This is a genomic window from Trinickia fusca (assembly GCF_003628145.1).
Classification (GTDB): domain Bacteria; phylum Pseudomonadota; class Gammaproteobacteria; order Burkholderiales; family Burkholderiaceae; genus Trinickia; species Trinickia fusca.
Map to the genome: position 1 here is coordinate 1 of NZ_RBZV01000003.1, position 24933 is coordinate 24933.

Here is a 24933-nt window from a genome sequence, read left to right on the forward strand (position 1 = left end):
GGCAGCGGCAGCGGCAGCGGCAGCGGCAGCGGCAGCGGCAGCGGCAGCGGCAGCGGCGGCAGCGGCAGCGGCGGCAGTGGCGGCAGTGGCGGCAGCGGCGGCAGCGGCGGCAGCGGTCACGGTGGCAGCGGTCACGGTGGCAGCGGTGGCAGCGGCGGCAGCGGCGGCAGCGGTGGCAGCGGTGGCAGCGGCGGCAGCGGCGGCAGCGGCGGCAGCGGCGGCAGCGGCGGCAGCGGCGGCAGCGGCGGCAGCGGCGGCAGCGGTCACGGTGGCGGCAGCAGCGGCGGCGATGGCGACGGCAACGGACACGGCAATGGCAACGGCAATGGCAACGCCGGCCACGGCGACGGCAGCGGTCAAGGCGGTGGCAATAGTGGTGGCCAGGGCAATGGCAACGGCCACGGCGGCAATGGCCACGGTGGCAATGGCGGAAATGGCCACGGCGGTGGCAACGGCCACGGGCATTGACCCAGGCGAAACGACGGCGCTATCGCGCCGTCGCTCAAACCTGCAACATGTTGGACGGCGCGCTTCCCCGCCCTCACGAGTCGATCACAACATCTCGAGCGGCCGCTTCGATCGAGGCGGCTTGAAGAACGCGTCGATCGCCGCCCGCTCGTCCTCTCCGAGTCGTAGATCGAGCGCGCGGCGATTCTCTTCCACGTGTTCGACGCTACCGGCCTTCGGAATGGCGCACACACCGGGCTGAGCAAGCACCCATGCAAGCGCGACCTGAATCGCCGATATCCCGCGCGCATGCGCGATCTCGTCGAGTACCGAACGTTTCGGCAAGCGCAGATGATCGATCGGGCTATATGCCATCGCCGGCATCCCCCGCTCCCTCATCCACGGCAACAGATCGAACTCGGCCCCGCGCCGCGCGACGTTATAAAGGATTTGATTCGTTGCACAGGCCGCACCTCCCGCATCGACGAGCTCGCGCATATCGTCGACGTCGAAATTGCTGACGCCCCAGTAACGAATCTTGCCGGCACGATGCAATGCCTCGAATCCTTCGATCGTCTCCTCGAGCCCGAACTGGCCACGCCAGTGCAACAGATAGAGATCGAGCCGATCCGTCCGCAAGCGTCGCAAACTCGCCTCGCACGCGGCCACCACGCCACGCGCGCTCGCATTGTGCGGATAGACCTTGCTGACCAGAAACACCTGTTCGCGCAACCCGGCCAGCGCCTCGCCGAGCAGCGTCTCGGTGGCGCCTTCACCGTACATCTCGGCTGTATCGATAAGGGTCATGCCGAGCTCGATGCCGGCGCGCAGCGCTGCAATTTCCGCCGCGCGCCGCTTCGGATGTTCACCCATCTCCCACGTGCCCTGCCCGAGCTTCGCGATTCGTTCGCCGCCCGGCAGCGTGACAGAGTCGTCGTGCGTCATGCCGCTCTCCTTCGTTGTCGCGATGCGTTCGAGTTTAGCGGCCCGCACGCCGACCAGCTGATTCGATCCGAAAAGGTCGCCATCACGTACAGCCGGGCATTGATGACTTAGAATGGCCGCTTGCCCTATGCCTGTGCCTATTCCATGAACGCACCCTCGGAAGACCGTTGGCGCGACCTGCGCCCGGACCCGGACAACGACACGCCGCTTTATCTCCAACTCGCCCGCAAGCTCAGCCATGCGATCCACGAAAGCCGCTGGACCGCGGGCGAAGCCCTGCCGTCCGAACGCGTGCTCTCCGAAGCGCTCGGCGTCTCGCGCATCACGGCCCGCAAGGCCATCGCGCTGCTCGTCGAGCAAGGGCTCATTCGCCGCACGCAAGGAGCAGGCAGCTTCATCACGCCGCGCTACGACGATCCGCTTTCGCGCTTGTCGAGCTTCAGCGAAATGCTCCGGCAGCGCGGCTTCACGCCCAGCTCTCAATGGCTTTCGCGCGAAATTCAGCCCGCCAACCGCGAAGAAGTGATCCAGTTGGGGTTGTCGCCCGCGGCTGCCGTTGCACGCCTGAAACGTCTGCGTCTGGCCAACGGCATCGTGATGGCCGTCGAGAATTCGACGTTGCCCGCCTCCGTCGTACCCGATCCGCATGCGATCGGCGATTCGCTGTACAGCTACCTCGAACAGCGAGGCCACGCGATCGTGCGGGCGCTGCAGCACTTTCGCGCCGTCAACGCCAGCGACGAGCTCGCCGGGCAGATGGGCATCGCGCCGCACGACGCGCTGCTGCTGATTACGCGTATCGGCTACACGGCCGACCAGCGCGCCATCGAACTGACCGACACGTACTGCCGTAACGACTACTACGACTTCGTCGCCGAGTTGCGCAAGTAGACGTACCGTGCACCATGCACATCGGCGGATGAACGCATGCGGCTCGTCCAATGACGTTGCGCATGCGTTCTCGTGGGCGCTGAACGTCGTGTGTGTCAGCCGAGCCAGCGCGGCTCATGCGTGCCCACCGGCACCGGCGGGCAACTGAAACGCGGCGGCGTCGCCGACATCGTCTCGGCCGGTGCGACGGCGGCCACGCTGCCGAACGGCGATGCGACGTGCTGTATGCAGTCGGGTACCTCCTCGCGTTTCACGTCGGCGGCGCGCCAGCCATCGTCGATGGTGCCGAACGACTGCAACCAATGCCCCGTTTGCGCCAGCGACAGCCGCACATGCCAACTGCCGCCCTCGACGGCACGACGCGCCAGCGCGACCATCGCGCCAAACGCGGCCAGATAGCCCGTCGCATGATCGAGTGCCTGGCACGGCAGATGTTTGGGTGCGCTCGCACTTGCCGCCTCGCGCTCGGTCCACGCAATGCCGCTCGCCGACTGCACCAGACTGTCGAAGCCGCGGCGCATCGCCCACGGCCCTTCGCGGCCATATGCACTGACCGAGACATAGACGATGCCGGGCTTGACCCGCGCCAGCGCTTGCGGGGAGAACCCGCGCGCCGCCAATGCATCGGGGCGATACGACTGCAGGAAGACATCGGCCTCCTTGGCAAGCCCCAGCAGCGCATCGCGGCCGCTCGTGTCGCGCAGGTCGAGCACGGCCGAGCGCTTGCCGCGCCCGTTGTCGATGACGAGCGGTGCGACGTTCGGCAGATGCGGACCGTTGATGAGTAGTACGTCGGCGCCATGCTGCGCGAGCGTGCGCCCTGCGACAGGCCCCGCGATGATACGGCTCAAGTCGAGCACGCGCGTGCCCGTGAGCGGTTGCGCAGCACCTTGCGTCGCTGCTTCCCGTCCGATCGGCAACGGCGGCGCATCACCGATGCGCTCGATTTCGAACAGTGGCAACGCGGCAACGGCTGCCGCTTGTTCATGCGCGGCCCATTCGTTTGGACTGCGAATCAAGGCCGCGCACAATCCTGCATCGGCGAGTGCCTGATCGAGCTCAGCGCCATCCCTCCCGCGAATGGCTTTTACCACGGCCTCGTATTCGTTCGCACAGCCGAGCAGCTTGACGACACCTGCGCGGTGATGCGCGAAGTTCGTATGCAACTGGATCCATTCACCATCGCGCGTCTCGTAAAAACCCGTCAAGGGATCGCGTAATTCGGGCGCCGGCCCTTCGTCGATGCGCAAGTATCGTTCGCTGCGAAATGCTGCAAGCGCGCGGCGCATCGTGACCCTGATGCGCTGCCCCCGGCCCGTGCGCAAACGATGACACTGCGCAGCGGCCAGCGCCTGCGCACCGATCGTCGCGCTTGCGAGCGTGCCGACACGATAGACCGACGGCAGGCCCGGGTCTTCGCCTTCGAAGTGGATATCGTCCACGGCTGCGCGATCGCAGCCAGCCAGGGACCACAGATGGTCGAGAGCGCTAAGCGGTGTCATGTTCGGCGAAAGACCGTAGTCGAGCTGCAAACGAGTCTAGAATCGCCGGCCATATCGATCAATCTTGATTCAAATAATCAACCTGTCTCGATCTGTTCCAGGCGCTGCTTACGCTAGTGCCCGGCGCGGCATCAACCCGAGCACGCGGCGAGCCACGCCGGGCTGCGCGCGCGAGCCGATGCTCGCGGCCGTCATACGGACGTCGCCACGCCCTGCGCCAACCCATGCCCGTGCGCCGGCCGGCAACCGGAACGATTGCCCCGTGTCGAGCCAATAGTCTTCGGCATCGCCCTCGAGCGTCAGCCACAACTGCCCTGCCGTCACCGTCACGACGAGCGGCCTTGCAATCGACCAGACCGTCGCGGGCTCGTCTTGCTCCATTTCGAATATGCGGATTTCGCGCATCGCGAGGCTCCTTCCCAAAGTGCGTACTGTCAGAGCATTATTGCGACACACCACGTACAATCACATGCACAGTTCCGAACAGTTTTATCTAAACTGTGCAGCTAAAAAAACGAACAGTCTGGAGCGCGGATGAAGCTCGAACTCGATCGCGGCACCGGCGTGCCGCTGACGGACCAGATCGTCGCCGGCATGGAGCACTGGATTCGCTCGCGCGAGGCGCATGCGGGCGCGAAACTGCCGTCCATTCGCGCACTCGCGGCCGAATACGGCATTAGCCGCTTTCCCGTCATCGAGGCCTACGATCGCCTCGTCTCGCTGGGCTACGTCGAATCGCGGCACGGCTCGGGCTTTTACGTGAGCGGCCATGCGCACGCGCTGCCGAACAATTACGGCACGTCCGATCCACGCCGCGCCGAGGACGAATCGAGCTACATCCTGCAGCAGTTCAACCACCCCGGCGATACGCTGAAGCTCGCGAGCGGCTTCATCCCTGAGGCGTGGCGCGACATGGAAGGCATTGCGCAAGCGATTCGACATGTCGTGCGGACCGATCGCGCGAGCACGATCGATTACGCCACGCCACTCGGCTGCGCCGCGCTGCGCGAGCACTTGCAAGCACGCATCGCGCCGCTGGGCATCCGCGCCGATACGTCGCAAATCCTCACCACGTTCGGCGCAAGCCAAGCCGTCGATCTGATCGTGCGCTATCTGCTCAAGGCCGGCGACACGATGTTCGTCGAAGACCCGGGCTACTACAATTTATTCGGACTCCTCAAGCTTCACGGCGTGAACGTCGTCGGCATTCCGCGCACGCACGAAGGCCCCGACCTCGACGTGCTGCAAGCCGAACTCAAGCGACACCGTCCACGCGCGATCTTCATCAACACCGTCTTTCACAATCCGACCGGCACCGTGGTCACACCGGCTGTCGCCTTCCGTCTGCTGCAGCTGGCGCGCGAGTACGGCTTCATGATCGTCGAGGACGACATCTACGCCGATTTCCAGGCAAGCCCGACCGACCGCCTCGCCGCGCTCGATCAACTGGAGCAGGTCATCTACATCGGCGGGCTCTCGAAGACGCTGTCCTCGTCGCTACGCATCGGCTTCGTGGCCGCGAGCCACGCGATCGTCAAACACCTCGCCGACATCAAGATGCTCACGAGCATCAGCGGATCGATGTTCGGCGAATCCGTCGTGCTCACCATGCTCGAGCGCGGCGCCTATCACAAGTTTCTCGACCGGTTGCGCCGGCGTATGAGCGAGGCGCTCGGGGCGACCGCGCAGACGCTCGAATCGTACGGCTGGCAACTGTTCGCAAGGCCTTCGGGCGGTAAATTCCTGTGGGCGCGTGTCCCGCACGTCGCGGACTCGCAGCGGCTCGTGCAATGCGCAACCTCGTGCGACGTGACCGTGGCGCCGGGCAGCTACTTCCGCCCGCATGCGCAAACCAGTCCGTGGATTCGCATCAACGCGGCATTTGCAAGTGATCCGCGCGCGAAAGCGTTCTTCGAGCGAGCCGCACAACTCGCGCCCGATGACCTCGAAGCGACCGCGCGCGAACCCGCCTCGATTGATTGAGCGCGCAACCAATCGAAGCAAAAAATACAGATCGGCCTAAACTTGAAGCCGCGTCCTGCGCATGCCCCGCTCGCCTACCCAACACCGAGCCGCAACGCACCGAAATTGTGCAAGCTCGCGCGAAACGGCATGAGAACGGTCCGGCCCGTCCGTCGCAAGTCGTTGCCGGTCAAGGCTCAGAAGGCTTTTTTTGATATTGCGCATGGAACTTGCTGGTTCGTGCGATAAAGTGAGCGACTCGCCTCGCCTTGCGCGCCGCGTTTTCCCCATACGTCAGTCATAAGCATGATCGAACTCGATCCCCCCGGCTTCCAGCCGCCGCGCCCCGTTGCGGGCGACGCCGACACCCGGCGTACCGTCGTCTACGGCGGCTACACGGTGTTCAGCGTATTCCAGCCGGTGTTCTCGGTGTCACATCGCCGGGCGATCGGCTATCACGCGTCGCTACGCGTGCACGACGAGGAAGGCAGGCAGGTGCCGTCGCACGAAGTGTTCACGCAGGCGGCTCGGCGCGGTGATCTGCTCGAACTCGGCCGGCTTGCCGAGTCGCTGCACCTGGGCAACTTCAGCGCATTCGACAGCCACGACGAGTGGCTCTTCCTGAGCCTGCATCCGGCCGCGCTGATGGACACGAGCTACGGCGACGCCCTGCTCGCGGGCCTGAAGGCATTGGGCTTGCCGCCGCAACGCGTCGTGCTCGAAGTGCCCGAGCAGGCCGGCGGGGAGACGAGCCGCTTCGCCGAAATCGTCGACTGTCTGCGCAAATCGGGCTTTCTGATCGCGCTCGGCGGATTCGGCGCCAAACACTCGAACATCGATCGCGTCTGGCATCTCCATCCCGACATCGTCTCGCTCGATCGCTGCATCCTCGCACAGGCAAGCGAGCACTCCCATATCGAACGCGTGCTGCCGGGGCTGGTCTCGCTGCTGCACGAGTCGGGGCAGCTCGTACTGATGGGCGGGCTCACGACCGAGCGCGACGCGTTGATCGCGCTCGAATGCAACGTCGACTTCGTGCAAGGGACGTTCTTCGCAGGCCCCAGCGTCGAGCCCGTCGAGCCGCGCGTGGCGGCGCAATTGATGGATGCGCTGTCGGCCAAATTGCGCGAGCGCGTAGCGGCACGCGAGCGCGCGCAAGCGGCGCGTCTCGCACCGTACGTCACGGCACTCGAAGAAGCCTCCCTGCGCGTGGTGGGCGGTGAGCCGGTCGACACGGGCACCGAGGCGCTGCTCGCGTTGCCCGATACCGCGCGGTGCTTCCTGCTCGATGCGCAGGGCCGTCAGATCGGCGACAACATCCTGCCGCCGGGCCGCGTGTCGCGCCGCGCGAAGCGTTTCAGCCCGCTGCTGCATTCGGAGGGGGCCAGCTGGGAACGCCGCCCGTACTTCATCGAAGCGGTGCGTGCGCCGGGCCACGTGCATCTGACCGCCCCGTATCTGTCGATCAACGAAGCCCATCTGTGCGTGACCGCTTCGATCGCCGCGCAAACGGCGCAAGGCTTGCAGGTGCTGTGCGCCGACATCAACTGGGATGCGACCGCGCACGTTCGCTGAACCTGGGCGACTCAAGCCGGCGCGGCCTTGAGCAACGCGTTTTCGGCACCGCGCGCATCGTCGATGCATGACGCACGTACACGCGCAAGCAAGCGCGCGACCGCGCTTGCGCCGAACGCCTCGTTGACCTCGCGCAGGCGCGCCGCATCGGTCAGCAAATGGATGCGGCCGATACATACGCCGGCGAACGACACACCGACGAGCCCGACGATCTCGAGCCCCCGCATGAGCGCGATGCATAGGCCGCCCGCTCCTACGAGTGTTTCCGCACGGACCATACCGCGCCCCGCGAGCGCCGCGGCCGAGCCGATGAGCGCCTGTGCGGCGAGGCTCGCCGTGGTGACGGGCGGCGCATCGAGCGCATCGGTCACCAGCACCGTCGATTGCGCAAACAAGCGCATCGCCCCGGTTTCATCACACGTTTCGATCGCCGTACGCAAGCATTCGATCGTTTGCATGCGCGTCGCCAGATGCGTCGGGTCGAACGGCAAGTCGGCCTTGCGCTGCAGGCGAGCGCGCGCCCGATGCATGAGTTGGCGGCAATGCGACGGCGTCTTGCCGACGACGTCCGAGATCTGCTCATAGTCGCAGTCGAATGCCTCGTGCAGCACGAACACCGCGCGCTGGTCGGGCGAAAGCTTCTCGAACAGCAGCGCGAGGCCATGCAGGAACGACGAGGTGCGAGACGCTTCGTCCTCGGCGGACGGCGCCCTATTCTCGAGCCAGGGCTCGGCCAGCCACTCGCGCGTGCGGGCGTCGCGTTCCGACCTCAAGCGGCGCAAGCGATCGATCGCGAGCCGTGTCGTGACCGTCGTCAGCCACGCGAGCGGCTCGTCGAGCGCATCGACGTCGGCCGTGTGCCATTTGAGCCACGCTTCCTGCACCACGTCCTCCGCTTCGGCACGGCTGCCGAGCATCCGATAGGCAATGGACACGAGCCGCGCCGAAGCGGCTCGGAAACCGGGTGTCTTGTCGATGGGTCGTTGCGTCATTCGTCACGCTCCAGGCGTCGTCCTCGTCGTGGCTGCGCGCGTCGCACAGCGTCTACCGCGTTGACGTTCGAGTTCATCGCGACGTGACAGCCGCGCAATATTTTTTTACGGGCCGTCCGCTGCATTTCTCGCTCAGTCTTGTCACAATAGGTTCGATCCGTGCGTCATGTGCTTCGAGCGCCGTGCGTCACGCATGCGCGGCCACCGTCGACCATTCATGCGAGGAACGCCATGCATCCCTACCCTTACAGCCAGCTCGTACCGACCGTCATCGAAACCTCGGGCCGCGGCGAGCGCGCCTACGACATCTACTCCAGACTGCTGCGCGAGCGCATCGTCTTTCTCGTCGGCCCCGTGAACGAACAGACGGCCAGCCTCATCGTCGCGCAGATGCTGTTCCTCGAATCGGAGAACCCCGACAAGGATATTTCCTTTTACATCAACTCGCCGGGTGGCTCGGTTTATGACGGTCTCGCGATCTTCGACACGATGCAATTCATCAAGCCCGACGTCTCGACGTTATGCACGGGCTTCGCCGCCAGCATGGGCACGTTTTTGCTGGCAGCCGGCGCCAAGGGCAAGCGTTTTGCGCTGCCCAACGCGCGCATCATGATTCACCAGCCGTCGGGCGGCAGTCAGGGCACCGCAGCCGACATCGAGATCCAGGCCAAGGAAGTGCTGTTCCTGCGCGAGCGGCTCAACCAGGTGCTGGCCGAACGCACGGGACAATCGGTCGAGCAAATCGCAAAGGATACCGATCGCGACAATTTCATGTCGGCTCTAGCAGCCAAGGAATACGGCCTCATCGACGACGTGCTGACCGACCGCGCGGCCTTGAGCGACATCGCGCGACGTACGACGCTTTGAATTCCCAAAGCTTCAAAAGCAAAAAGCCCTCGAAATCGAGGGCTTTTTGTCTTGCACTGCCTTCGTCGCGCCGTGCGCCGCATGAAGCGGTCACGCACGACGTCGACTCAGCCGGGATGCGTCAAGCGAAGTTCTTCGCTGCGAAATCCCAGTTGGCGAGGTTCCAGAACGCTTCGACGAACTTCGGACGTGCGTTGCGGTAATCGATGTAGTAGGCATGCTCCCACACGTCGATCGTCAGCAGCGCCTTGGCGTCGGTCGTGAGCGGCGTCGCAGCGTTGCTCGTCGACACGATGTCGAGCGAACCATCCGCCTTCTTCACGAGCCAGGTCCAGCCCGAGCCGAAGTTGCCGACCGCGGCCTTCGAGAACGCATCCTTGAACGCGTCGAAGGAACCCCACTTCTGGTTGATCGCGTCACCGAGCGCACCGGCCGGCGCACCGCCGCCTGCCGGCGACAGGCTGTTCCAGAAGAACGTGTGATTCCAGATTTGTGCCGAGTTGTTGAAGATGCCGCCCGAGGACTTCTTCACGATTTCCTCGAGGGACAGGTTTTCGAACTCCGTGCCCTTGATGAGGTTGTTCAGGTTCGTGACGTAAGCCTGATGGTGCTTGCCGTAGTGATACTCGAGCGTCTCTTCGGACATGTGCGGAGCAAGCGCGTTCTTGGCGAACGGCAGCGGCGGGAGCGTATGTTCCATGATGCTGTTCCTTCTATCGAAAGTATGGGGACTATGGCCGTGACGCTTTGGAGCACTGGATTGTAGGCGAGTTGGAATAACCCCGCAAACCAGCGGCTCTTTATGGGCAGCATTGACCACCGACCGCGTTTGATCGGCGTGAAAAATGCTCTCATCGGCCGTATTCGTCGTGCCAAAGACGCGTTTGCTTCCCGGCTGCGTCCTGCCCGCCGCGTGCGTGCGTCCCGCTTGCTTCTCGCGCGCGTTCAGAACCCGTCGGTCAGGCGCGGCTGGACGTCGGCCAGCGAGATATCGGCCGCCCCTTCGGCGAGGTGGACGGTCAGACGGCGGTCGCGCTTGAGCGCGCTCGGCGAGCGAATGGCACGCCCCGTTTGGGCGTCGAGCAGTGCCGCATAGCCACGCTCGAGCGTGCGCTGCGGGCTCAGCACCTCCAGCCGCGCCCCGAGCATCGCCACCTTCGCCGCGTGTCGTTCGTGCTGACGCGCGAGCCCGTGCTCGAGCCGTCGCGCGAAGCCGTCCAGCGTCTGGCGATGCACGCCAAAATCGGGACGCCAGCGCTGCCAGTGCGCCTGCACGAGCGCAAAGCGCGCGCGCGCATCGCGCACGGGGCGCGAACCCGCCGCGGCGAGTCGGGCCTGGAGTTGCTCCAGCAGCGCGCGCTGACGCCGCAGCCGCTCGGCCGGACTCACGAGCCGGCGCGCGAGCCAGTCGAGTTGCTGTGCGCGGCGTTCCATCAAGCGTCCGAAGCCGCGCGCGAGGGTGGCAACGCGATGATCGAGCTCGCGCAGCAGCATCGTGCGCTGCGGACTCACGAGCTCGGCCGCGCCGGTCGGCGTCGGCGCCCGCACGTCGGCGGCAAAATCGGCGATCGTTACATCGGTTTCGTGGCCGACCCCGCTCACGATCGGCAGCTCGCTCGCGGCAATCGCGCGCGCCAGCCCCTCTTCGTTGAAGGCCCAGAGGTCTTCGATCGAGCCGCCGCCACGGCAGACGATCAGCACGTCGACCTCGCGTCGCGCGTTGGCCGCCTCGATCATCGCCGCCAGCCTTTCGCTGGCGCCAGCGCCTTGCACAGGCGCCGGATAGACGATGACGGGAATGTGCGGCGCGCGTCGTGCCAGCGTGGTCAACACGTCGCGCAGCGCGGCAGCCTGCAAGGACGTGACGATGCCGATCGCGCGCGGATGCGTCGGCAGCGGCCGCTTGTTGTCGGCGTCGAACAGCCCCTCTGCCTCGAGTTGCGCCTTCAGACGCAGGAACGCTTCATACAGGCGTCCGAGCCCTGTGCGCCGCACGGCCTCGACGTTCAATTGCAATTCGCCACGCGGCTCGTACATGGTGACGAGCGCGCGCACTTCGATCTTGTCACCCTCGCGCGGCGTGAATTCCGCATATTGAGCACGGCCGCGGAACATCACGCAGCGCATCTGCGCCTGCGCATCCTTGATCGAGAAGTACCAATGACCGCTCGCCGCACGCGTGAAATTCGACACTTCGCCGGCCACCCAGACGAGCGGAAACGAGCGCTCGAGCGCCGTGCTGATCGCACGATTGAGCACCGAGACAGGGACGGCGACGTCACCGTCGAATGGCTGACCGGGCGTCGAAGCGCCCGAACCGGACGGAGGAAAGGAGGAACGCGAATGCATACGGGACCCGATTTTTCTGGCCGGACAGACGATAGACCGCCCGGCGCCGCGCGTCCAGTCCGACGGGTCCATTTGTGCATGCCGCGCAAGTTTTCCCACATGGCGGCGTGCCGGCCTCGCATGCATGCCACGCTGGGCAGGGTCAAAAGTCAAAAATGCAACCCATTGATTTTTAACGATTTATTATTTCGTAAGAGTTGACTCGTTGCCGACAAGACGCTTGATTGATGGGCCTTTGCGTCGTTTCGGGAGGAACTTCTTCACAGAGTTATCCACAGGCGCTCGGACCGCGCAGCGGCGCTGTTTCAAGCGCACCCCGACTTGCCCGGCCTACGTAGCGCCGCTAGAGTGGCGGGCTTTCGAACTGCTTCTTTCACACGACGGTGCGCGCGCCATGAAAAGTTTTGCAGATCGGATCAAAGCGCGACTCGAAACCTTCGTCGCGCACGAGTGGCAGCGCCGCGGCACCTTTGCCTGGGCGATGAGCCCGCTCGCGTGCGCGTTCGGCGCGCTCGCCGCGCTGCGGCGCGCCAGCTTTGCGCTGGGCTGGCGCCAGCGCGTGCAGGTCGGCATTCCCGTCGTCGTGGTCGGCAACGTGACCGTCGGGGGCACCGGCAAGACACCGACCGTGATCGCGCTCGTCGAAGCCTTGCGCGCGGCGGGCTTCACGCCCGGCGTCGTCTCGCGCGGCTATGGCGCGAAGGTGCGCACGCCGCGCGGCGTCGCCCCGGCCTCCTCGCCCGAAGACGCCGGCGACGAGCCGCTGTTGATCGCACGCCGCACGCGCGCGCCCGTGTGGGTCTGCCCGGATCGCGTCGCGGCGGCCCAGGCGCTGCGCGCCGCGCACCCCGAAGTCGACGTGATCGTCAGCGACGACGGCCTGCAGCACTATCGGCTCGCGCGCGACGTCGAGCTCGTCGTGTTCGATCAGCGCCTCGGCGGCAATGGTCTGCTGCTGCCGGCCGGCCCGCTGCGCGAGCCGCTCTCGCGCCGGCGCGACGCGACGCTCGTGAACAACCCGTTCGAGCGCGCGCTGCCGCCGTGGCCCGACACGTTCGCGCTCACGCTGACGCCCGGGGACGCCTGGCACCTCGAGCAGCCGGACCTGCGCCGGCCGCTGACGCAATTTGCAGGGGAACGCGTGCTGGCCGCGGCCGGCATCGGCGCGCCCGAGCGCTTTTTCGCGACGCTGCGCGCGGCGGGTCTTGCGCCGGCCACGCACGCGCTGCCCGATCACTACGCGTTTCGCGACAATCCGTTCGCCGACGCGCAAGCCGACGCCATCCTGATCACTGAAAAGGATGCGGTAAAATTAAACGCTTGGCGCGACGCGCGCATCTGGGTCGTCCCAGTGGAAGCCGCGTTGCCTGGCCGCCTCATCGCTCTGGTTGTGGAGAAACTCCGTGGACGCTCGCCTGCTTGAAATCCTCGTATGCCCGATTTGCAAGGGTCCGCTCGCTTACGACCGTGCCAAGCAGGAACTCGTCTGCAACGCCGACAAGCTCGCGTATCCGATTCGCGACGGCATCCCCGTGATGCTCGTCGACGAAGCGCGGCAGACGGTCGAAGGCACGGTTGTCGAGCCGCTCGACCCGAGCGGCATCGCGTAATACCGCACCGGCTCGCGCGGCCAGAGACCATCGCCTCCGGGCATCGGCCGCCGCCGTCACCCCCTTGCACCTCGGCTCGCCCCTGCATGGGCGCGAGCTGTATCGAACCGCCTTCGCCCCTCCATCCGATGACCGAATCCGCTCGCACCAACGCCCCCGCGTTCGTCGCCGTCGTCCCGGCACGCCTTGCTTCGACGCGCCTGCCTGAAAAGCCGCTCGCCGACATTGCCGGCAAACCGATGGTCGTGCGCGTTGCCGAGCGCGCGCGCGAATCGGGTGCCAGCCAGGTCGTCGTGGCGTCGGACGCGCAACGTGTCATCGATGCCGCGCGCGCGCATGGCATCGACGCGCTGATGACGCGCGCCGATCACCCGTCGGGCACCGATCGCCTCGCCGAAGTCGCCACGCATTTCGCATGGCCCGACGATACGATCGTCGTCAACGTGCAAGGCGACGAGCCCCTGATCGATCCCGCGCTCGTGCGCGCCGTGGCCGCGCATCTGGCCGCCAATCCCGACTGTGCGATCGCCACGGCGGCGCACCCGATCGCCGATGCAGCCGAGGTCTTCAGCCCCAACGTCGTGAAGGTCGCACTCGACGCACGCGGCGTGGCGCTGTACTTCTCGCGCGCGCCGATCCCGTGGCTGCGCGACGCTTATCAGCCGCATTGCGGGGCGGACGCATTCGACGTGGCCGCCATGCCGGCTCCGCCCGCCGACACCGTGTATCGCCACATCGGCCTGTACGCCTACCGCGCGCGTTTTCTGCGCACCTATCCGACGCTCGCGCAAGCGCCGATCGAGCAAGCCGAAATGCTCGAGCAATTGCGCGCGATGTGGCACGGCGAGCGCATCGCGGTGCTCGTCACGCATGCCGCGCCGGCGCCCGGTGTCGATACGCCATCCGATCTCGAGCGCGTGCGCACGCTTTTCCGCTCGGAGCCGTAACGAGCCATGGCATAATCAGGGCCGATTGCGCGAGTTTTTCGCAACATTCGGTATTCGGTTCCCGTTCGTCTTTTACCGCCCGCCTCGGTCGGCGCGTCGTTCCGAACGATGCGTCCGCACGGCGGGTCGTCGTTCTTTTGCGCGACGAAACGGCCACCGTACCGATCCATTTTGCGTTGAACGTATCGCGCTGCAGCATTCACATACGATTCGGAGATACCACCATGCGTTTGATCCTGTTGGGTGCACCTGGCGCCGGCAAGGGTACTCAGGCGAATTACATCAAGGAAAAATTCGGGATTCCGCAGATTTCCACCGGCGACATGCTGCGCGCGGCAGTCAAGGCGGGCACGCCGCTCGGCGTCGAAGCGAAGCGCTACATGGACGCGGGCGAACTCGTGCCCGATACGCTGATCATCGGTCTCGTGAAGGAGCGCCTGCTCGAGGCGGACTGCGCGAACGGCTATCTGTTCGACGGTTTCCCGCGCACGCTGCCGCAAGCCGAGTCGATGAAGGAAGCCGGCGTCGCAATCGATTACGTGCTCGAGATCGACGTGCCGTTCGACGAGATCATCGTGCGCATGAGCGGGCGCCGCACGCACCCGGCCTCGGGCCGCAGCTACCACGTCAAGTTCAATCCGCCGAAGGTCGAAGGCCAGGACGATCTGACGGGCGAGCCGCTCGTGCAACGCGAAGACGACAAGGAAGAGACGGTGAAGAAGCGTCTCGACGTCTATGTGGCGCAAACGAAGCCGCTCGTCGACTACTACCAGCAATGGGCCGCGCGCGGCGTCGAGAACGGCTTGCAGGCACCGCAATACCGTCGCATCTCGGGCCTCGGCGGCGTCGACGAAATTCGTCAGCGCGTGTTCGACGCGCTCAAGTAAGCCGGCCAGCGGCTGGCAGCGCGGTGCAACCGAACGCCGCGCGCATGCCAGCTCGCATGCAGGCAAACCCGCCCCTGTCGGCGGGTTTTTTTACGCCCGCAAGCGATTACAATCATCGGCTGTCCGCACACGAAGCGAGACGCAACGAACCAAGGGCGGCACACCCGCAACCCTGAGGAAACAAACAGGAGCAGAAAGCATGGAGATTCGCGGCAACGCATTTTTGATCACCGGCGGCGCATCGGGCCTCGGTGCGGCCACGGCACGCATGATCGCCGAGCAAGGCGGCAAGGTGGCGATCGCCGATCTGAACGAAGACGCGGGTAAGGCGCTCGCGAGCGAGCTCGGCGGCGTGTTCGTCAAATGCGACGTGAGCCGCGAAGAGGACGCCGTGCAAGCAGTGGCCGCTGCCACGCAGCTCGGCACCCTCGTCGGCCTCGTGAACTGCGCAGGCGTCGCGCCCGCCGTGAAGACGGTCGGCAAGGACGGCCCGCATCCGCTCGACGCGTTCCGCCGCACGGTCGAAATCAACCTGATCGGCACCTTCAACGTGCTGCGCCTTGCCGCAGCGGCAATGGCCAAGAACGAGCCCAACGCGAACGGCGAACGCGGCGTGATCATCAATACCGCATCGGTCGCTGCATTCGACGGACAAATCGGTCAAGCCGCCTATGCCGCATCGAAGAGCGGCGTAGCCGGCATGACGCTGCCGATCGCGCGCGATCTGTCGCGCAACGCGATCCGCGTGATGACGATCGCCCCCGGCATCTTCGAGACGCCGATGCTGCTCGGCATGCCGAAGGAAGTTCAGGACGCGCTGGGCCAGATGGTGCCGTTCCCGCCGCGGCTCGGCAAACCCGTCGAGTACGCGATGCTCGTGAAGCAGATCTTCGAGAACACGATGCTGAACGGCGAAGTGATCCGTCTCGACGGCGCGATCCGCATGCAGCCGAAGTAATGCGCTCCACGGGCGCGCAGTACGTCTGTACGCCCGTGTCATCGCCAATGAGAACGCCCGCAAGCCAAGCTTCGCGGGCGTTTGTTTTTGAAGCGAAGCGCGGCAAACGCGCCGCGACACCTGCTCAATCGTGCTCAGTCGTTGCCGTGATCGGTGCGCTGACGAAGCTCGTGCAGCTGTGATTCGACGGCTGTCGCATCCGTGGCGTCGGGGCGATCGCCGAGATAGCGTTCGAGATCTTCGAGCGCGGGACGCAGATAGTCGAGTCGCGCATACGCGAAACCGCGATCGCGGACTTCCTCGATATTCTCGGGCAGCAGGATCACGAGCCGCTGCTGCACGGCCAGCAGCCGTTGCCAGCGTTCGGTCTGAAGATAGATCGCCTTCAGATTGCGCAGCATGCGCGCGATGATTTCGCGGTGTGTCGCGGGCTGCAACAGCATGCGCAGCGCGCTGTCGATCGACTCGTTCGCATGCGACAGATACGGCTCGAGCATGTCGACCATTTCGGCTTCCGACAACGACTGGCCGGTGGTGGGATCGAGCATCACGTCGCCCTCGGGCAACGTCACGCGCAGCAGGAAGTGCCCCGGGAACGACACGCCGCGCACCGGGACGCCGATCTGCTCACCGAGCTCGAGATACAGCACGGCCAGCGAAATCGGAATGCCGCGCCGACGTTTGAGCACGATATTCAGATGGCTGTTGTCGGGGTCGTAGTAGTCGTTGAGGTTCCCGGCGAAACCGAGCTCGCGAAAGAAGAACCGGTTCAGCGTGCCGATCCTGTCGGTGAGACTGGCGTTCTCCGGCAGCCGGCGCTTGAGCCGCAGCGCCAGTTCGTCGAGCTCGGCAAGGGTGCCCTGCAAATCGACGTCAGGGTACGCGTCCTGCGCGATCGAGAGCGCCGTCTCAGTCAGCGGCAGGCTCTCGTCTTCCGCAACGAGGGTGGCGAAATAGTCGAGAACGGAGGTCATGGCCGTCACTTGGCACGCCTTCTGAAGTAAGCGTATTTGAAGCCCATCAGCCCAAGCATACCGAAATATAGTGCGGCAAAGAGCACCAGGCAGGCGCCGAGCAGCGCGATGCGCGCCAAGGGCCGCGCATGCAGACCGATCCAGTCGAAATTGAGCGCACACCAATGCATGGCGCCAGCCAGCACGAGCGAGGCACCGGCGAGCTGCATGAAGAACAGCCGCCACCCACCCAGCGGAGTATAGATGCCGCGCCGTCGCAAGCCGATGAAGAGCAGCAATGCGTTGACGCAGGCGCCGAGCCCGACGCTGAGCGTGAGCCCCGCGTGAGCGAACAGCGGCACGAACAGCGCATTGGAGAGCTGCGTGGCGATGAGCACACCGACCCCGATTTTGACGGGCGTCTTGATGTCCTGCTTGGCGTAGAAGCCGGGGGCCAGGATTTTGATGAGGATAAGACCGACGAGGCCCACCCCGTAGGCGGCGAGCGCCCGGCCCACCATGACGACGGAACGGTCGTCGAAATGCCCGTAGTGAAACAGCGTGGCCGTGAGCGGCTCGGCAAAGAAGAACAGCCCGAGCGCACTGGGTGCGGCGAGCAGGAACGTCACGCGCAGGCCCCAGTCGAGCAGCGCCGAATATTCGTGCGTGTCGGCATCGACGTGCGCCTTGGACAGACTCGGCAGCAAGATGGTGCCGAGCGCGACGCCCAGCAGCGCGGTCGGGAACTCCATGAGCCGGTCGGCATAGTTGATCCACGAAACGGCACCCGGGCCGAGCCGCGACGCGATGTTCGTGTTGATGATCAGGCTCAGCTGCGCAACCGACACGGCAAACGTCGCCGGCAGCATCTTCCAGAGCACGCGCTTGACGCCGGGATGCGCGAGCGCCGCCTTTGGATTGATGCCGATGCGCGGCGCCATGTCGATCTTCTTGAGCCCCGGCAGTTGCACGGCAAACTGCGCGACGCCGCCGACGATGACGGCCCAGGCGAGCGCATAGACGGGCATCTTCAAGTGCGGCGCCACGAACACGGCTGCAGCAATGAACGACACGTTCAGCAGAACCGGCGCAAACGCCGGCAGCGAAAAGCTGCGGTAGGTGTTGAGCACGCCTGAGGCCAGCGTCGTCAGCGAAATGAAGACGATGTACGGGAACATGATGCGCGTCATCGTCACAGCCATGCCGAACGCCGGCCCTTCGGCCTTCAACCCGGAGGCGACGCCCAACACGACCCAGGACGCCAGGGCCACACCAACGGCCGACAACAGCGCCAGGGCCCATGCAAGGACGGTGGACATCGCGTCGACGAGCGCTTTGGTAGCGTCATGCCCTTGCTGATTCTTGAATTCGGCGAGAATCGGCACGAAGGCTTGCGAAAACGCCCCTTCGGCGGACAAGCGCCGCAGCAGGTTCGGAATACGGAAGGCGACGTAAAAAGCGTCGGTGAATTGGCTAGCGCCGAAGGCGCGCGCGATCAGCGTTTCGCGGACCAGGCCGGTCACGCGCGACAACAGCGTGAAGCCGCTGACCGTCAGGAGGGCTCGGAAGAGATTCATGGGGCGCCTATTATACGGACACCCTCCTTCACCGCGACCGGTTCGCTCGTTGGTTCCCGCAATTGACGGTCCTAACGGCCGGCTGCCGTCGGCCGAAGCCGTTGCCGACCGCCCCAGCCGCTCGCCGAATTTGCCATGTGCCTGATTTTGTTGCTATACTTTCGCGTTTCGAAGCTCACACCCGATTTTCCTCGGCCGGCTTCGGGTTGGGCTGCGGCGCGCAGTGCCTCGTAGGGTCTTATGGGGGCTGTGTTCGCGGCACGTCGCGAACACACTTCGCCGATGTTTTTTGCGCCTCTGGGCAATCGCTTCCAGAGGTTTAGATCGAAAAGCGGCGCTCGAATGGCTCTTCTGCCGAGCACCGCGAACAGTACAGGACAAGGAACTCTCATGGCAAACTCCGCACAAGCACGCAAGCGCGCCCGCCAAGCCGCGAAGGCAAACTCGCACAACTCGGCGCTGCGCTCGAAGTACCGCACCGCAGTCAAGGCCGTCCGCAAGGCGATCGAAGCCGGCGATCAAGCCAAGGCTGCCGAAGTCTTCCGCCTGTCGGCCAAGGCGATGGACATCATCGCCGACAAGAAGATCGTTCACAAGAACAAGGCTGCTCGCCACAAGAGCCGCCTGGCTGCAGCCATCAAGGGCCTGCAAGTCGCCGCCGCGTAAGCCGTCTTCGCGCGACGCCTGCCGCCTTCCAGCGCGGCAGGTTGCACCGCCCTCCCTTCGGGGTTGCGATGCACATAAAAAAGCCCGCAATTGCGGGCTTTTTTGCATTCGGACTCAGGCGCTGTAGGCGTAGCATTCAATCAAGCGAATCCACGGCTCACGGCGTCCGGCGCTCGATGACACCGCGAGCGCGCCACCCACCACCTTTTATTTACCGGACTTCACGGCAGCGAGTTCCGCCGCCTCGGGCAGCGCACACGCCTCGGTGACAACGAGGTTGTTGTCCTTCGCGAAGTTCATGACGAAGTCGAACGCCATCGGTTCGATCGCACGCAGCCGGGAATCGAGAATCACGCACTTCAGATCGCCAAGCAGCGTCGGACGCACGTAGGAGGAATACTGGAGACGGGCGTTAGGCCCTTTGGCCCCCGGCCCGAAGCAGGACATGACGCCCGCGAGACGTTCAGACCAGTCGCTCGGCCGAAATTTCCTTCCGTCCTTGGTGATGCCTTGAATGAAATATTCGGTGAAGGGTGCTTCGGCCATGTACCAAACCCATGTGACTTGCCCGAAGTCTGCCCGCCGGGCTGGAGAAAAAACGCGTTGGATTATACCGCAGCGCACCCTTTTCCGCACTGCACACAAACAGGGGCCGGCCGTCCGCCGGTGCCGCCTGCAAGCTCGTCAAACAGAAGAAAATCCTTTATGCTGCCTGTAGTTACCACATCTGACGGCGGCGCCGTCCGGCAATTTTTCGCCGGGTGAGTCCGCCGTATTTGTTTCATGTCCGCAAAAAAAATCCGCCACTATCTCCAGTTCAACGATTTCTCGCGGGACGACTACGAGTACGTGCTCGAACGCGCGCGCATCCTCAAACGCAAGTTCAAGAGCTACGAGACCTATCACCCGCTGCACGACCGCACGCTCGCGATGATCTTCGAGAAGAACTCGACGCGCACGCGCCTGTCGTTCGAAGCCGGCATCTTCCAGCTCGGCGGCCATGCGGTGTTCATGAGCACGCGCGATACCCAACTCGGGCGCGGCGAGCCGATCGAAGACGCCGCGCAGGTCATTTCGCGCATGGTCGACATCATCATGATCCGTACGTTCGGCCAGGACATCATCCGCCGCTTCGCCGAAAATTCGCGCGTGCCGGTCATCAACGGGCTCACGAACGAATATCACCCGTGCCAGGTGCTGGCCGACGTGTTCACGTTCTACGAGCATCGCGGTCCGATCGAGGGCAAGACGGTCGCCTGGGTCGGCGATGCGAACAACATGCTCTACACGTGGATCGAGGCGGCGCAAATCCTCAACTTCAAGCTGCGCATCTCGACGCCGGCCGGCTACAAGCTCGATCCGGCACTCGTCGCACCGGAAAGCGTGCCGTTCTTCCAGGAATTCGACGATCCGAACGAGGCCTGCGAAGGCGCGGACCTCGTCACCACCGATGTGTGGACCAGCATGGGCTTCGAAGCCGAAAACGAGGCGCGCAAGGCGGCATTCGCCGACTGGTGCGTCGATGCGGACATGATGGGCCGCGCTCAGTCCGATGCGCTGTTCATGCACTGCCTACCCGCGCACCGTGGCGAGGAAGTCAGCGCCGAGGTGATCGACGGGCCGCAAAGCGTCGTCTGGGACGAAGCCGAGAATCGCCTGCACGTGCAAAAGGCGCTGATGGAGTTCCTGCTGCTCGGCAAGCTCAATCACTGATCGTAGCAATCGCGCCGATCGCCGCGAAAAGACACGCAGCACAGCCAAGGCCCCGCCAACCGGTGGGGCCTTTTTCATTCCGCGCGCTCGTTCACACGACGAGCGGCTCCGGCTCGAGCTCGACGCCGAAGCGCGCGCGCACGTCGTCTTGGATCGCGCGCGCGAGCGCGAGCACCTCGGCGCCGGTGGCACCGCCGCGATTGACGAGCACGAGGGCTTGCCGTTCATGCACGGCCGCGCCGCCCATCACGCGCCCTTTCCAGCCGCATTGATCGATGAGCCAGCCGGCAGCCAGCTTCACGCGCCCATCGGGCTGACGGTACGAGACGATCTGCGGCTCGCGTGCGCGCAACGCCTCGAACGTGTCGGCGTCGACGACAGGATTCTTGAAGAAGCTGCCCGCATTGCCGAGCACGAGCGGATCGGGCAGCTTCGCACGACGCACCGCGACGACGGCATCGAAGATCGCTTGCGGCGTGGCGGCGGCCTTGCGCGCGTCGAGCTCACGCGCGACGTCCGCATAGTCGGCGCGCGGCACCCACGCCTTGGGCAGACGGAACGTCACCGACGTGATCGCGAAACGCTCGCGCCCTTCGCGCTTGAAGAAGCTGTCGCGGTAGCCGAACCGGCACGCCGCCGCATCGAATTCGACGGACTCACCGGTCTCGAGCTCGACAGCGCGCAGCGACGCGAACCGCTCGCCCATCTCTAGCCCGTACGCACCGATGTTCTGGATCGGTGCGGCGCCGACCGTGCCCGGAATCAGCGCGAGATTCTCGAGCCCCGGCACGCCTGCCGTGAGCGTCCACGCCACGAACTCGTGCCAGTTCTCGCCGGCCGCGGCTTCGACATACCAGGCCTCGTCGTCTTCGCGCACGATGCGTTTGCCGCGCAATGCCACGAGCATGACGAGCCCGTCGAAATCGCGCTGAAGCACGACGTTGCTGCCGCCGCCCAGCAGGAGCTTGGGCATGCCGGCACAGCGCGCGTCGTGGACCGCTTGCTCGAAGTGCTCGGGCGCCTCGATGCTGCACGCCAGGCGCGCGCGGACGTCGAAGCCGAACGTGTTGTGCGCACGCAGCGAGTAATCGGAGAGCAACGGAACGGAATCGGGCAAGGACATCGGCAAAAGCGCTTTCGGTGCACAGCGCCGGTGCGGCGCAGCTTGGGCAAATGGGAGAGGGGTCGGTAGAATGGCGTTCAGTCCGCGATTATAGCGAGTGCCGCGGGCGCGACCGCGCTCGGGCACCGCCGCCTTACCTGGGAGAAATCAATATGCCGTCGTTTGATGTCGTCTGCGAAGCCAATATGGTCGAAGTGAAAAATGCGATCGAGCAATCCAACAAGGAAATCTCGACGCGCTTCGACTTCAAGGGATCCGACGCGCGAGTCGAGCAGAAAGAAGGCGAACTGACGATGTTCGCCGACGACGAATTCAAGCTCGGCCAAGTGAAGGACGTGCTGGTGTCGAAGATGGCCAAGCGCAACGTCGACGTGCGCTTTCTCGACTACGGCAAGATCGAGAAGATCGGCGGCGACAAGGTCAAGCAGGTCGTCACCGTGAAGAAGGGCGTGTCGGGCGATCTCGCGAAGAAGATCGTCAGGCTCGTGAAGGACAGCAAAATCAAGGTGCAGGCGAGCATCCAGGGCGATGCCGTGCGCATCTCGGGCGCCAAGCGCGACGATCTGCAAAGTGTGATCGCGATGCTGCGCAAGGACGTCACCGATACGCCGCTCGACTTCAATAACTTCCGCGACTGAGGCGATTGAGGCGCAGCCTCGCCGGTCGAGGCTGCGAGGCGCCCGAGCCGACGCACGTCGGCGCCTCACCTCGATCTCAATGCTTGCGGGCCTGCGCGCCGCTGCCGTCTTGCTGCGCCGCGCCCTTCTTCTCGCCGATACGGCTTTCCTTCCCCGCGATCAGCTTCGAGATATTCGCCCGATGGCGCCAGATCAACAGCGCGCTCATGGCGAACACCGCCCATGCGATCGTGTTGGGGCCGAACAGGAACACATCGAACAGCGGCGCAAATACGGCGGAGACGAGCGCGGCCAGCGATGAATAGCGGAAGAAGAACGCGATGATGAGCCACGTCAGCGCCGTCGCCAGGCCCAGCACCGGATGCACGGCCAGCAGCACGCCCGCTGCCGTCGCCACCCCCTTGCCGCCCTGGAACTTGAAGAAGATCGGATACAGGTGGCCGAGGAACACGGCGATCGCCGCCAGGGCGATCGCACCGTCGCCGAGCCCATAGTGCGGCCCGAAATGCGCAACGAGCCAGACAGCGAGCCAGCCCTTGAACGCGTCGCCGAGCAACGTGAGGATGGCCGCTTTCTTGTTGCCGCTGCGCAGGACGTTGGTTGCGCCGGGGTTCTTGGAACCGTATGAGCGCGGATCGGCGAGCCCCATCACGGCACTGACGACGACGGCGAACGACACCGATCCGAGCAGATAGGCCAGTACGGTGGCGAGCAGGATTTCCATAGAGAGGACTCTTTCAACGTGGCGTGGGGAATGCGTGGCGAGGCGGCAGCGAAGGCTGCGGCACACGCCGCGCGGCGCTCATTCTACCGAAGGGTGCGGCCCGTTCAATCGACGCTCGCGCACTGCACGGGCTGCGCGGCGAGCAGTTGCGCCAGCACCGACGGCGCGATGCTGATCAGATAGCCGCGCCGCCCGCCGTTCAGATAGATCGCATCGAGCTCGAGAATGCTCGCCTCGACGTAGACCGGCATCGCCTTCTTCGTCCCGAATGGCGACGTGCCGCCGACCAGATAACCGGAATGCCGGTTCGCGACCTCGGGCTTGCACGGTTCGACGCGCTTGGCCCCAATCTGCCGCGCGAGGTTCTTCGTCGACACCGTGCGGTCGCCGTGCATCAGTACGATCAGCGGCTTGGCGTGCTCGTCCTCCATGACGAGCGTCTTCACGACATGATGCTCGTCGACGCCGAGCTGACGGGCCGACTCGGACGTGCCGCCATGCTCGACGTAATCGTACGGATGCTCGCCGAAGCTCACCTGATGGCGACGCAGGAGTTGCGTGGCCGGCGTCTCCGACACATGTTTTGTTTTGCTCATCGGCGCATTTTAAGGGCAATTTGCAAATGCGATCGCGGCGCCGGCCCGCCGAAGCGGAGCACCGTCAGCCGCGCGGGTGATGGGCTGCATGCAATATCTTCAGACGCTCGCGCGCGACGTGCGTGTAGATCTGGGTGGTCGAGATGTCGGCGTGACCGAGCAGCATCTGCACGACGCGCAGGTCGGCGCCGTGATTGAGCAGATGCGTCGCGAACGCGTGGCGCAGCGTGTGCGGCGACAGCGGCGCCTTGATGTCGGCCGCGCGCGCATGGCGCTTGATGATGTTCCAGAACTGCTGGCGCGTCATGCCCTCGCCGCGCGCCGTCACGAACAACGCATCGGCTGCACGCGCACCCAGCAGCGCGCCGCGCGCCTCGCGCAAGTAGCGCTCGATCCAGCCGTGCGCTTCCTCGCCGAACGGCACGAGCCGCTCCTTCGAGCCCTTGCCCATCACGCGCACGACACCCTCGTTGAGCCCCACCTCGACCGACTTCAGCGCCACGAGCTCGCTCACGCGCAGCCCGCTCGCGTACATGAGCTCGAGCATCGTGCGATCGCGCAGGCCCAGCGGCGTCGCGATGTCCGGGGCCGCGAGCAACGCCTCGACCTGCGCTTCGCTGAGCGTGCCTGGAAAGCGCGGCGGCTGCTTGGCCGAACGGATTTTCAGCGTGGGATCGGCCGTAGCGCGATGCTCGCGGATCGCCCATGCGTAGAAGCGGCGAAACACCGAGAGCCGGCGGTTCGCCGAAGTCGCCTTGCCGTCGCTGCGCGCGGCCAGATAGCCGTTCACGTGCGTTTCATGGGCGGCTTCGAGCGCGAGACCGTGCACCTGGGCGAGCCATTGCGCGAACAGCTTCAAGTCGCGCCGATACGCATCGAGCGTATTGCGCGAGAGCCCGTGCTCGAGCCACAGCGCGTCGCAAAACGTGTCGATCGCGAGCGCGCTCGCAGCCGCACGGGCAGCGGCCTCCTCATTGGCCGGCGCCGCATCGGGCGCGATGGCGGGCATCG

General features: G+C 65.1%; 26 protein-coding genes. 13 read left to right on the top strand and 13 right to left on the bottom strand.

What is annotated here, in order from left to right; genetic code table 11:
- A partial coding sequence (locus D7S89_RS28135; protein ID WP_183085140.1) for a hypothetical protein occupies positions 1-468 on the top strand: 468 nt, incomplete at its 5' end.
- A gap of 84 nt (positions 469-552) precedes the next feature.
- Here D7S89_RS28135 and D7S89_RS09230 read toward each other — a convergent pair.
- On the bottom strand, positions 553-1392 hold the full coding sequence (locus D7S89_RS09230; RefSeq protein WP_121277387.1) for an aldo/keto reductase: 840 nt from the start codon (positions 1390-1392) through the stop codon (positions 553-555).
- Positions 1393-1536: 144 nt separating this feature from the next.
- Here D7S89_RS09230 and D7S89_RS09235 point away from each other — a divergent pair, with 144 nt between their 5' ends.
- A complete protein-coding gene (locus D7S89_RS09235) occupies positions 1537-2283 on the top strand; it encodes a GntR family transcriptional regulator (RefSeq protein WP_121277879.1) in 747 nt (248 codons plus the stop codon).
- A 95-nt stretch (positions 2284-2378) separates the two neighbouring features.
- On the opposite strand, the gene D7S89_RS09240 is transcribed toward D7S89_RS09235, so the two are convergent.
- Positions 2379-3785, bottom strand: a complete 1407-nt coding sequence (locus D7S89_RS09240; protein ID WP_121277880.1) for a CoA transferase — start codon at positions 3783-3785, stop codon at positions 2379-2381.
- A 108-nt stretch (positions 3786-3893) separates the two neighbouring features.
- Positions 3894-4190 carry a DUF2917 domain-containing protein gene (locus D7S89_RS09245; RefSeq protein WP_121277388.1) on the bottom strand — a complete coding sequence of 99 codons (297 nt, stop codon included), beginning with the start codon at positions 4188-4190 and terminating at the stop codon, positions 3894-3896.
- A 129-nt stretch (positions 4191-4319) separates the two neighbouring features.
- Between D7S89_RS09245 and D7S89_RS09250 the strand changes: the two genes are divergently transcribed.
- A complete protein-coding gene (locus D7S89_RS09250; RefSeq protein ID WP_121277389.1) occupies positions 4320-5768 on the top strand; it encodes an aminotransferase-like domain-containing protein in 1449 nt (482 codons plus the stop codon).
- A 285-nt stretch (positions 5769-6053) separates the two neighbouring features.
- Positions 6054-7322: an EAL domain-containing protein gene (locus D7S89_RS09255; RefSeq protein WP_183085141.1), complete on the top strand. Its 1269-nt coding sequence runs from the start codon at positions 6054-6056 to the stop codon at positions 7320-7322.
- A gap of 11 nt (positions 7323-7333) precedes the next feature.
- Here D7S89_RS09255 and D7S89_RS09260 read toward each other — a convergent pair whose 3' ends face one another.
- Positions 7334-8314 carry a sigma-70 family RNA polymerase sigma factor gene (locus D7S89_RS09260; RefSeq protein WP_121277391.1) on the bottom strand — a complete coding sequence of 327 codons (981 nt, stop codon included), beginning with the start codon at positions 8312-8314 and terminating at the stop codon, positions 7334-7336.
- A 231-nt stretch (positions 8315-8545) separates the two neighbouring features.
- Here D7S89_RS09260 and clpP point away from each other — a divergent pair, with 231 nt between their 5' ends.
- Positions 8546-9181: an ATP-dependent Clp endopeptidase proteolytic subunit ClpP gene (clpP, locus tag D7S89_RS09265; RefSeq protein ID WP_121277392.1), complete on the top strand. Its 636-nt coding sequence runs from the start codon at positions 8546-8548 to the stop codon at positions 9179-9181.
- Between the two features lie 121 nt (positions 9182-9302).
- On the opposite strand, the gene sodB is transcribed toward clpP, so the two are convergent.
- Together sodB and xseA are read right to left on the bottom strand one after the other, a co-directional pair.
- Positions 9303-9881, bottom strand: a complete 579-nt coding sequence (gene sodB, locus D7S89_RS09270; protein WP_121277393.1) for a superoxide dismutase [Fe] — start codon at positions 9879-9881, stop codon at positions 9303-9305.
- Between the two features lie 245 nt (positions 9882-10126).
- Positions 10127-11530 (bottom strand): exodeoxyribonuclease VII large subunit, encoded by a 1404-nt coding sequence (xseA, locus tag D7S89_RS09275; protein ID WP_121277394.1) that lies wholly within the window; start codon positions 11528-11530, stop codon positions 10127-10129.
- A 394-nt stretch (positions 11531-11924) separates the two neighbouring features.
- Here xseA and lpxK point away from each other — a divergent pair, with 394 nt between their 5' ends.
- The 5 genes from lpxK (at position 11925) to D7S89_RS09300 (ending at position 15932) form a co-directional block, all read left to right on the top strand.
- Entirely contained in the window at positions 11925-12953 is a 1029-nt protein-coding gene (lpxK, locus tag D7S89_RS09280) for a tetraacyldisaccharide 4'-kinase (RefSeq protein ID WP_121277395.1), read from the top strand.
- Positions 12934-13140, top strand: coding sequence for a Trm112 family protein (locus D7S89_RS09285; protein ID WP_121277396.1), 207 nt, complete (start codon positions 12934-12936; stop codon positions 13138-13140). Before lpxK ends, D7S89_RS09285 begins: the two co-directional genes overlap by 20 nt.
- Positions 13141-13268: 128 nt before the next feature.
- Complete coding sequence (kdsB, locus tag D7S89_RS09290) at positions 13269-14087, top strand: 3-deoxy-manno-octulosonate cytidylyltransferase (protein WP_121277397.1); 819 nt, start codon at positions 13269-13271, stop codon at positions 14085-14087.
- 224 nt (positions 14088-14311) lie between these two features.
- Positions 14312-14974, top strand: coding sequence for an adenylate kinase (adk, locus tag D7S89_RS09295; protein ID WP_121277398.1), 663 nt, complete (start codon positions 14312-14314; stop codon positions 14972-14974).
- Positions 14975-15173: 199 nt separating this feature from the next.
- Positions 15174-15932 carry a 3-hydroxyacyl-CoA dehydrogenase gene (locus tag D7S89_RS09300; RefSeq protein ID WP_121277399.1) on the top strand — a complete coding sequence of 253 codons (759 nt, stop codon included), beginning with the start codon at positions 15174-15176 and terminating at the stop codon, positions 15930-15932.
- Positions 15933-16066: 134 nt separating this feature from the next.
- Here the strand turns inward: D7S89_RS09300 and D7S89_RS09305 are convergent, their stop codons facing one another.
- On the bottom strand, positions 16067-16906 hold the full coding sequence (locus D7S89_RS09305) for a SirB1 family protein (RefSeq protein WP_121277881.1): 840 nt from the start codon (positions 16904-16906) through the stop codon (positions 16067-16069).
- A 5-nt stretch (positions 16907-16911) separates the two neighbouring features.
- A complete protein-coding gene (murJ, locus tag D7S89_RS09310; protein WP_121277400.1) occupies positions 16912-18462 on the bottom strand; it encodes a murein biosynthesis integral membrane protein MurJ in 1551 nt (516 codons plus the stop codon).
- A 390-nt stretch (positions 18463-18852) separates the two neighbouring features.
- Between murJ and rpsT the strand changes: the two genes are divergently transcribed.
- Positions 18853-19128 carry a 30S ribosomal protein S20 gene (rpsT, locus tag D7S89_RS09315; protein ID WP_121277882.1) on the top strand — a complete coding sequence of 92 codons (276 nt, stop codon included), beginning with the start codon at positions 18853-18855 and terminating at the stop codon, positions 19126-19128.
- Positions 19129-19335: 207 nt separating this feature from the next.
- On the opposite strand, the gene D7S89_RS09320 is transcribed toward rpsT, so the two are convergent.
- Positions 19336-19674, bottom strand: a complete 339-nt coding sequence (locus D7S89_RS09320; protein WP_121277401.1) for a DUF3579 domain-containing protein — start codon at positions 19672-19674, stop codon at positions 19336-19338.
- A gap of 237 nt (positions 19675-19911) precedes the next feature.
- On the opposite strand from D7S89_RS09320, the gene argF reads away from it, so the two are divergent.
- On the top strand, positions 19912-20841 hold the full coding sequence (gene argF / locus D7S89_RS09325; protein WP_121277402.1) for an ornithine carbamoyltransferase: 930 nt from the start codon (positions 19912-19914) through the stop codon (positions 20839-20841).
- Positions 20842-20932: 91 nt separating this feature from the next.
- Here argF and murB read toward each other — a convergent pair whose 3' ends face one another.
- On the bottom strand, positions 20933-21964 hold the full coding sequence (gene murB / locus D7S89_RS09330) for a UDP-N-acetylmuramate dehydrogenase (protein WP_121277403.1): 1032 nt from the start codon (positions 21962-21964) through the stop codon (positions 20933-20935).
- A 152-nt stretch (positions 21965-22116) separates the two neighbouring features.
- Between murB and D7S89_RS09335 the strand changes: the two genes are divergently transcribed.
- Positions 22117-22602: a YajQ family cyclic di-GMP-binding protein gene (locus D7S89_RS09335; RefSeq protein ID WP_121277404.1), complete on the top strand. Its 486-nt coding sequence runs from the start codon at positions 22117-22119 to the stop codon at positions 22600-22602.
- 76 nt (positions 22603-22678) lie between these two features.
- On the opposite strand, the gene plsY is transcribed toward D7S89_RS09335, so the two are convergent.
- The 3 genes from plsY to xerD form a co-directional block, all read right to left on the bottom strand.
- Entirely contained in the window at positions 22679-23326 is a 648-nt protein-coding gene (gene plsY, locus D7S89_RS09340) for a glycerol-3-phosphate 1-O-acyltransferase PlsY (RefSeq protein WP_121277405.1), read from the bottom strand.
- A gap of 104 nt (positions 23327-23430) precedes the next feature.
- A complete protein-coding gene (gene ybaK, locus D7S89_RS09345) occupies positions 23431-23922 on the bottom strand; it encodes a Cys-tRNA(Pro) deacylase (protein WP_121277406.1) in 492 nt (163 codons plus the stop codon).
- A gap of 64 nt (positions 23923-23986) precedes the next feature.
- A complete protein-coding gene (xerD, locus tag D7S89_RS09350; protein WP_121277883.1) occupies positions 23987-24931 on the bottom strand; it encodes a site-specific tyrosine recombinase XerD in 945 nt (314 codons plus the stop codon).
- Between the last annotated feature and the right edge of the window lie 2 nt (positions 24932-24933).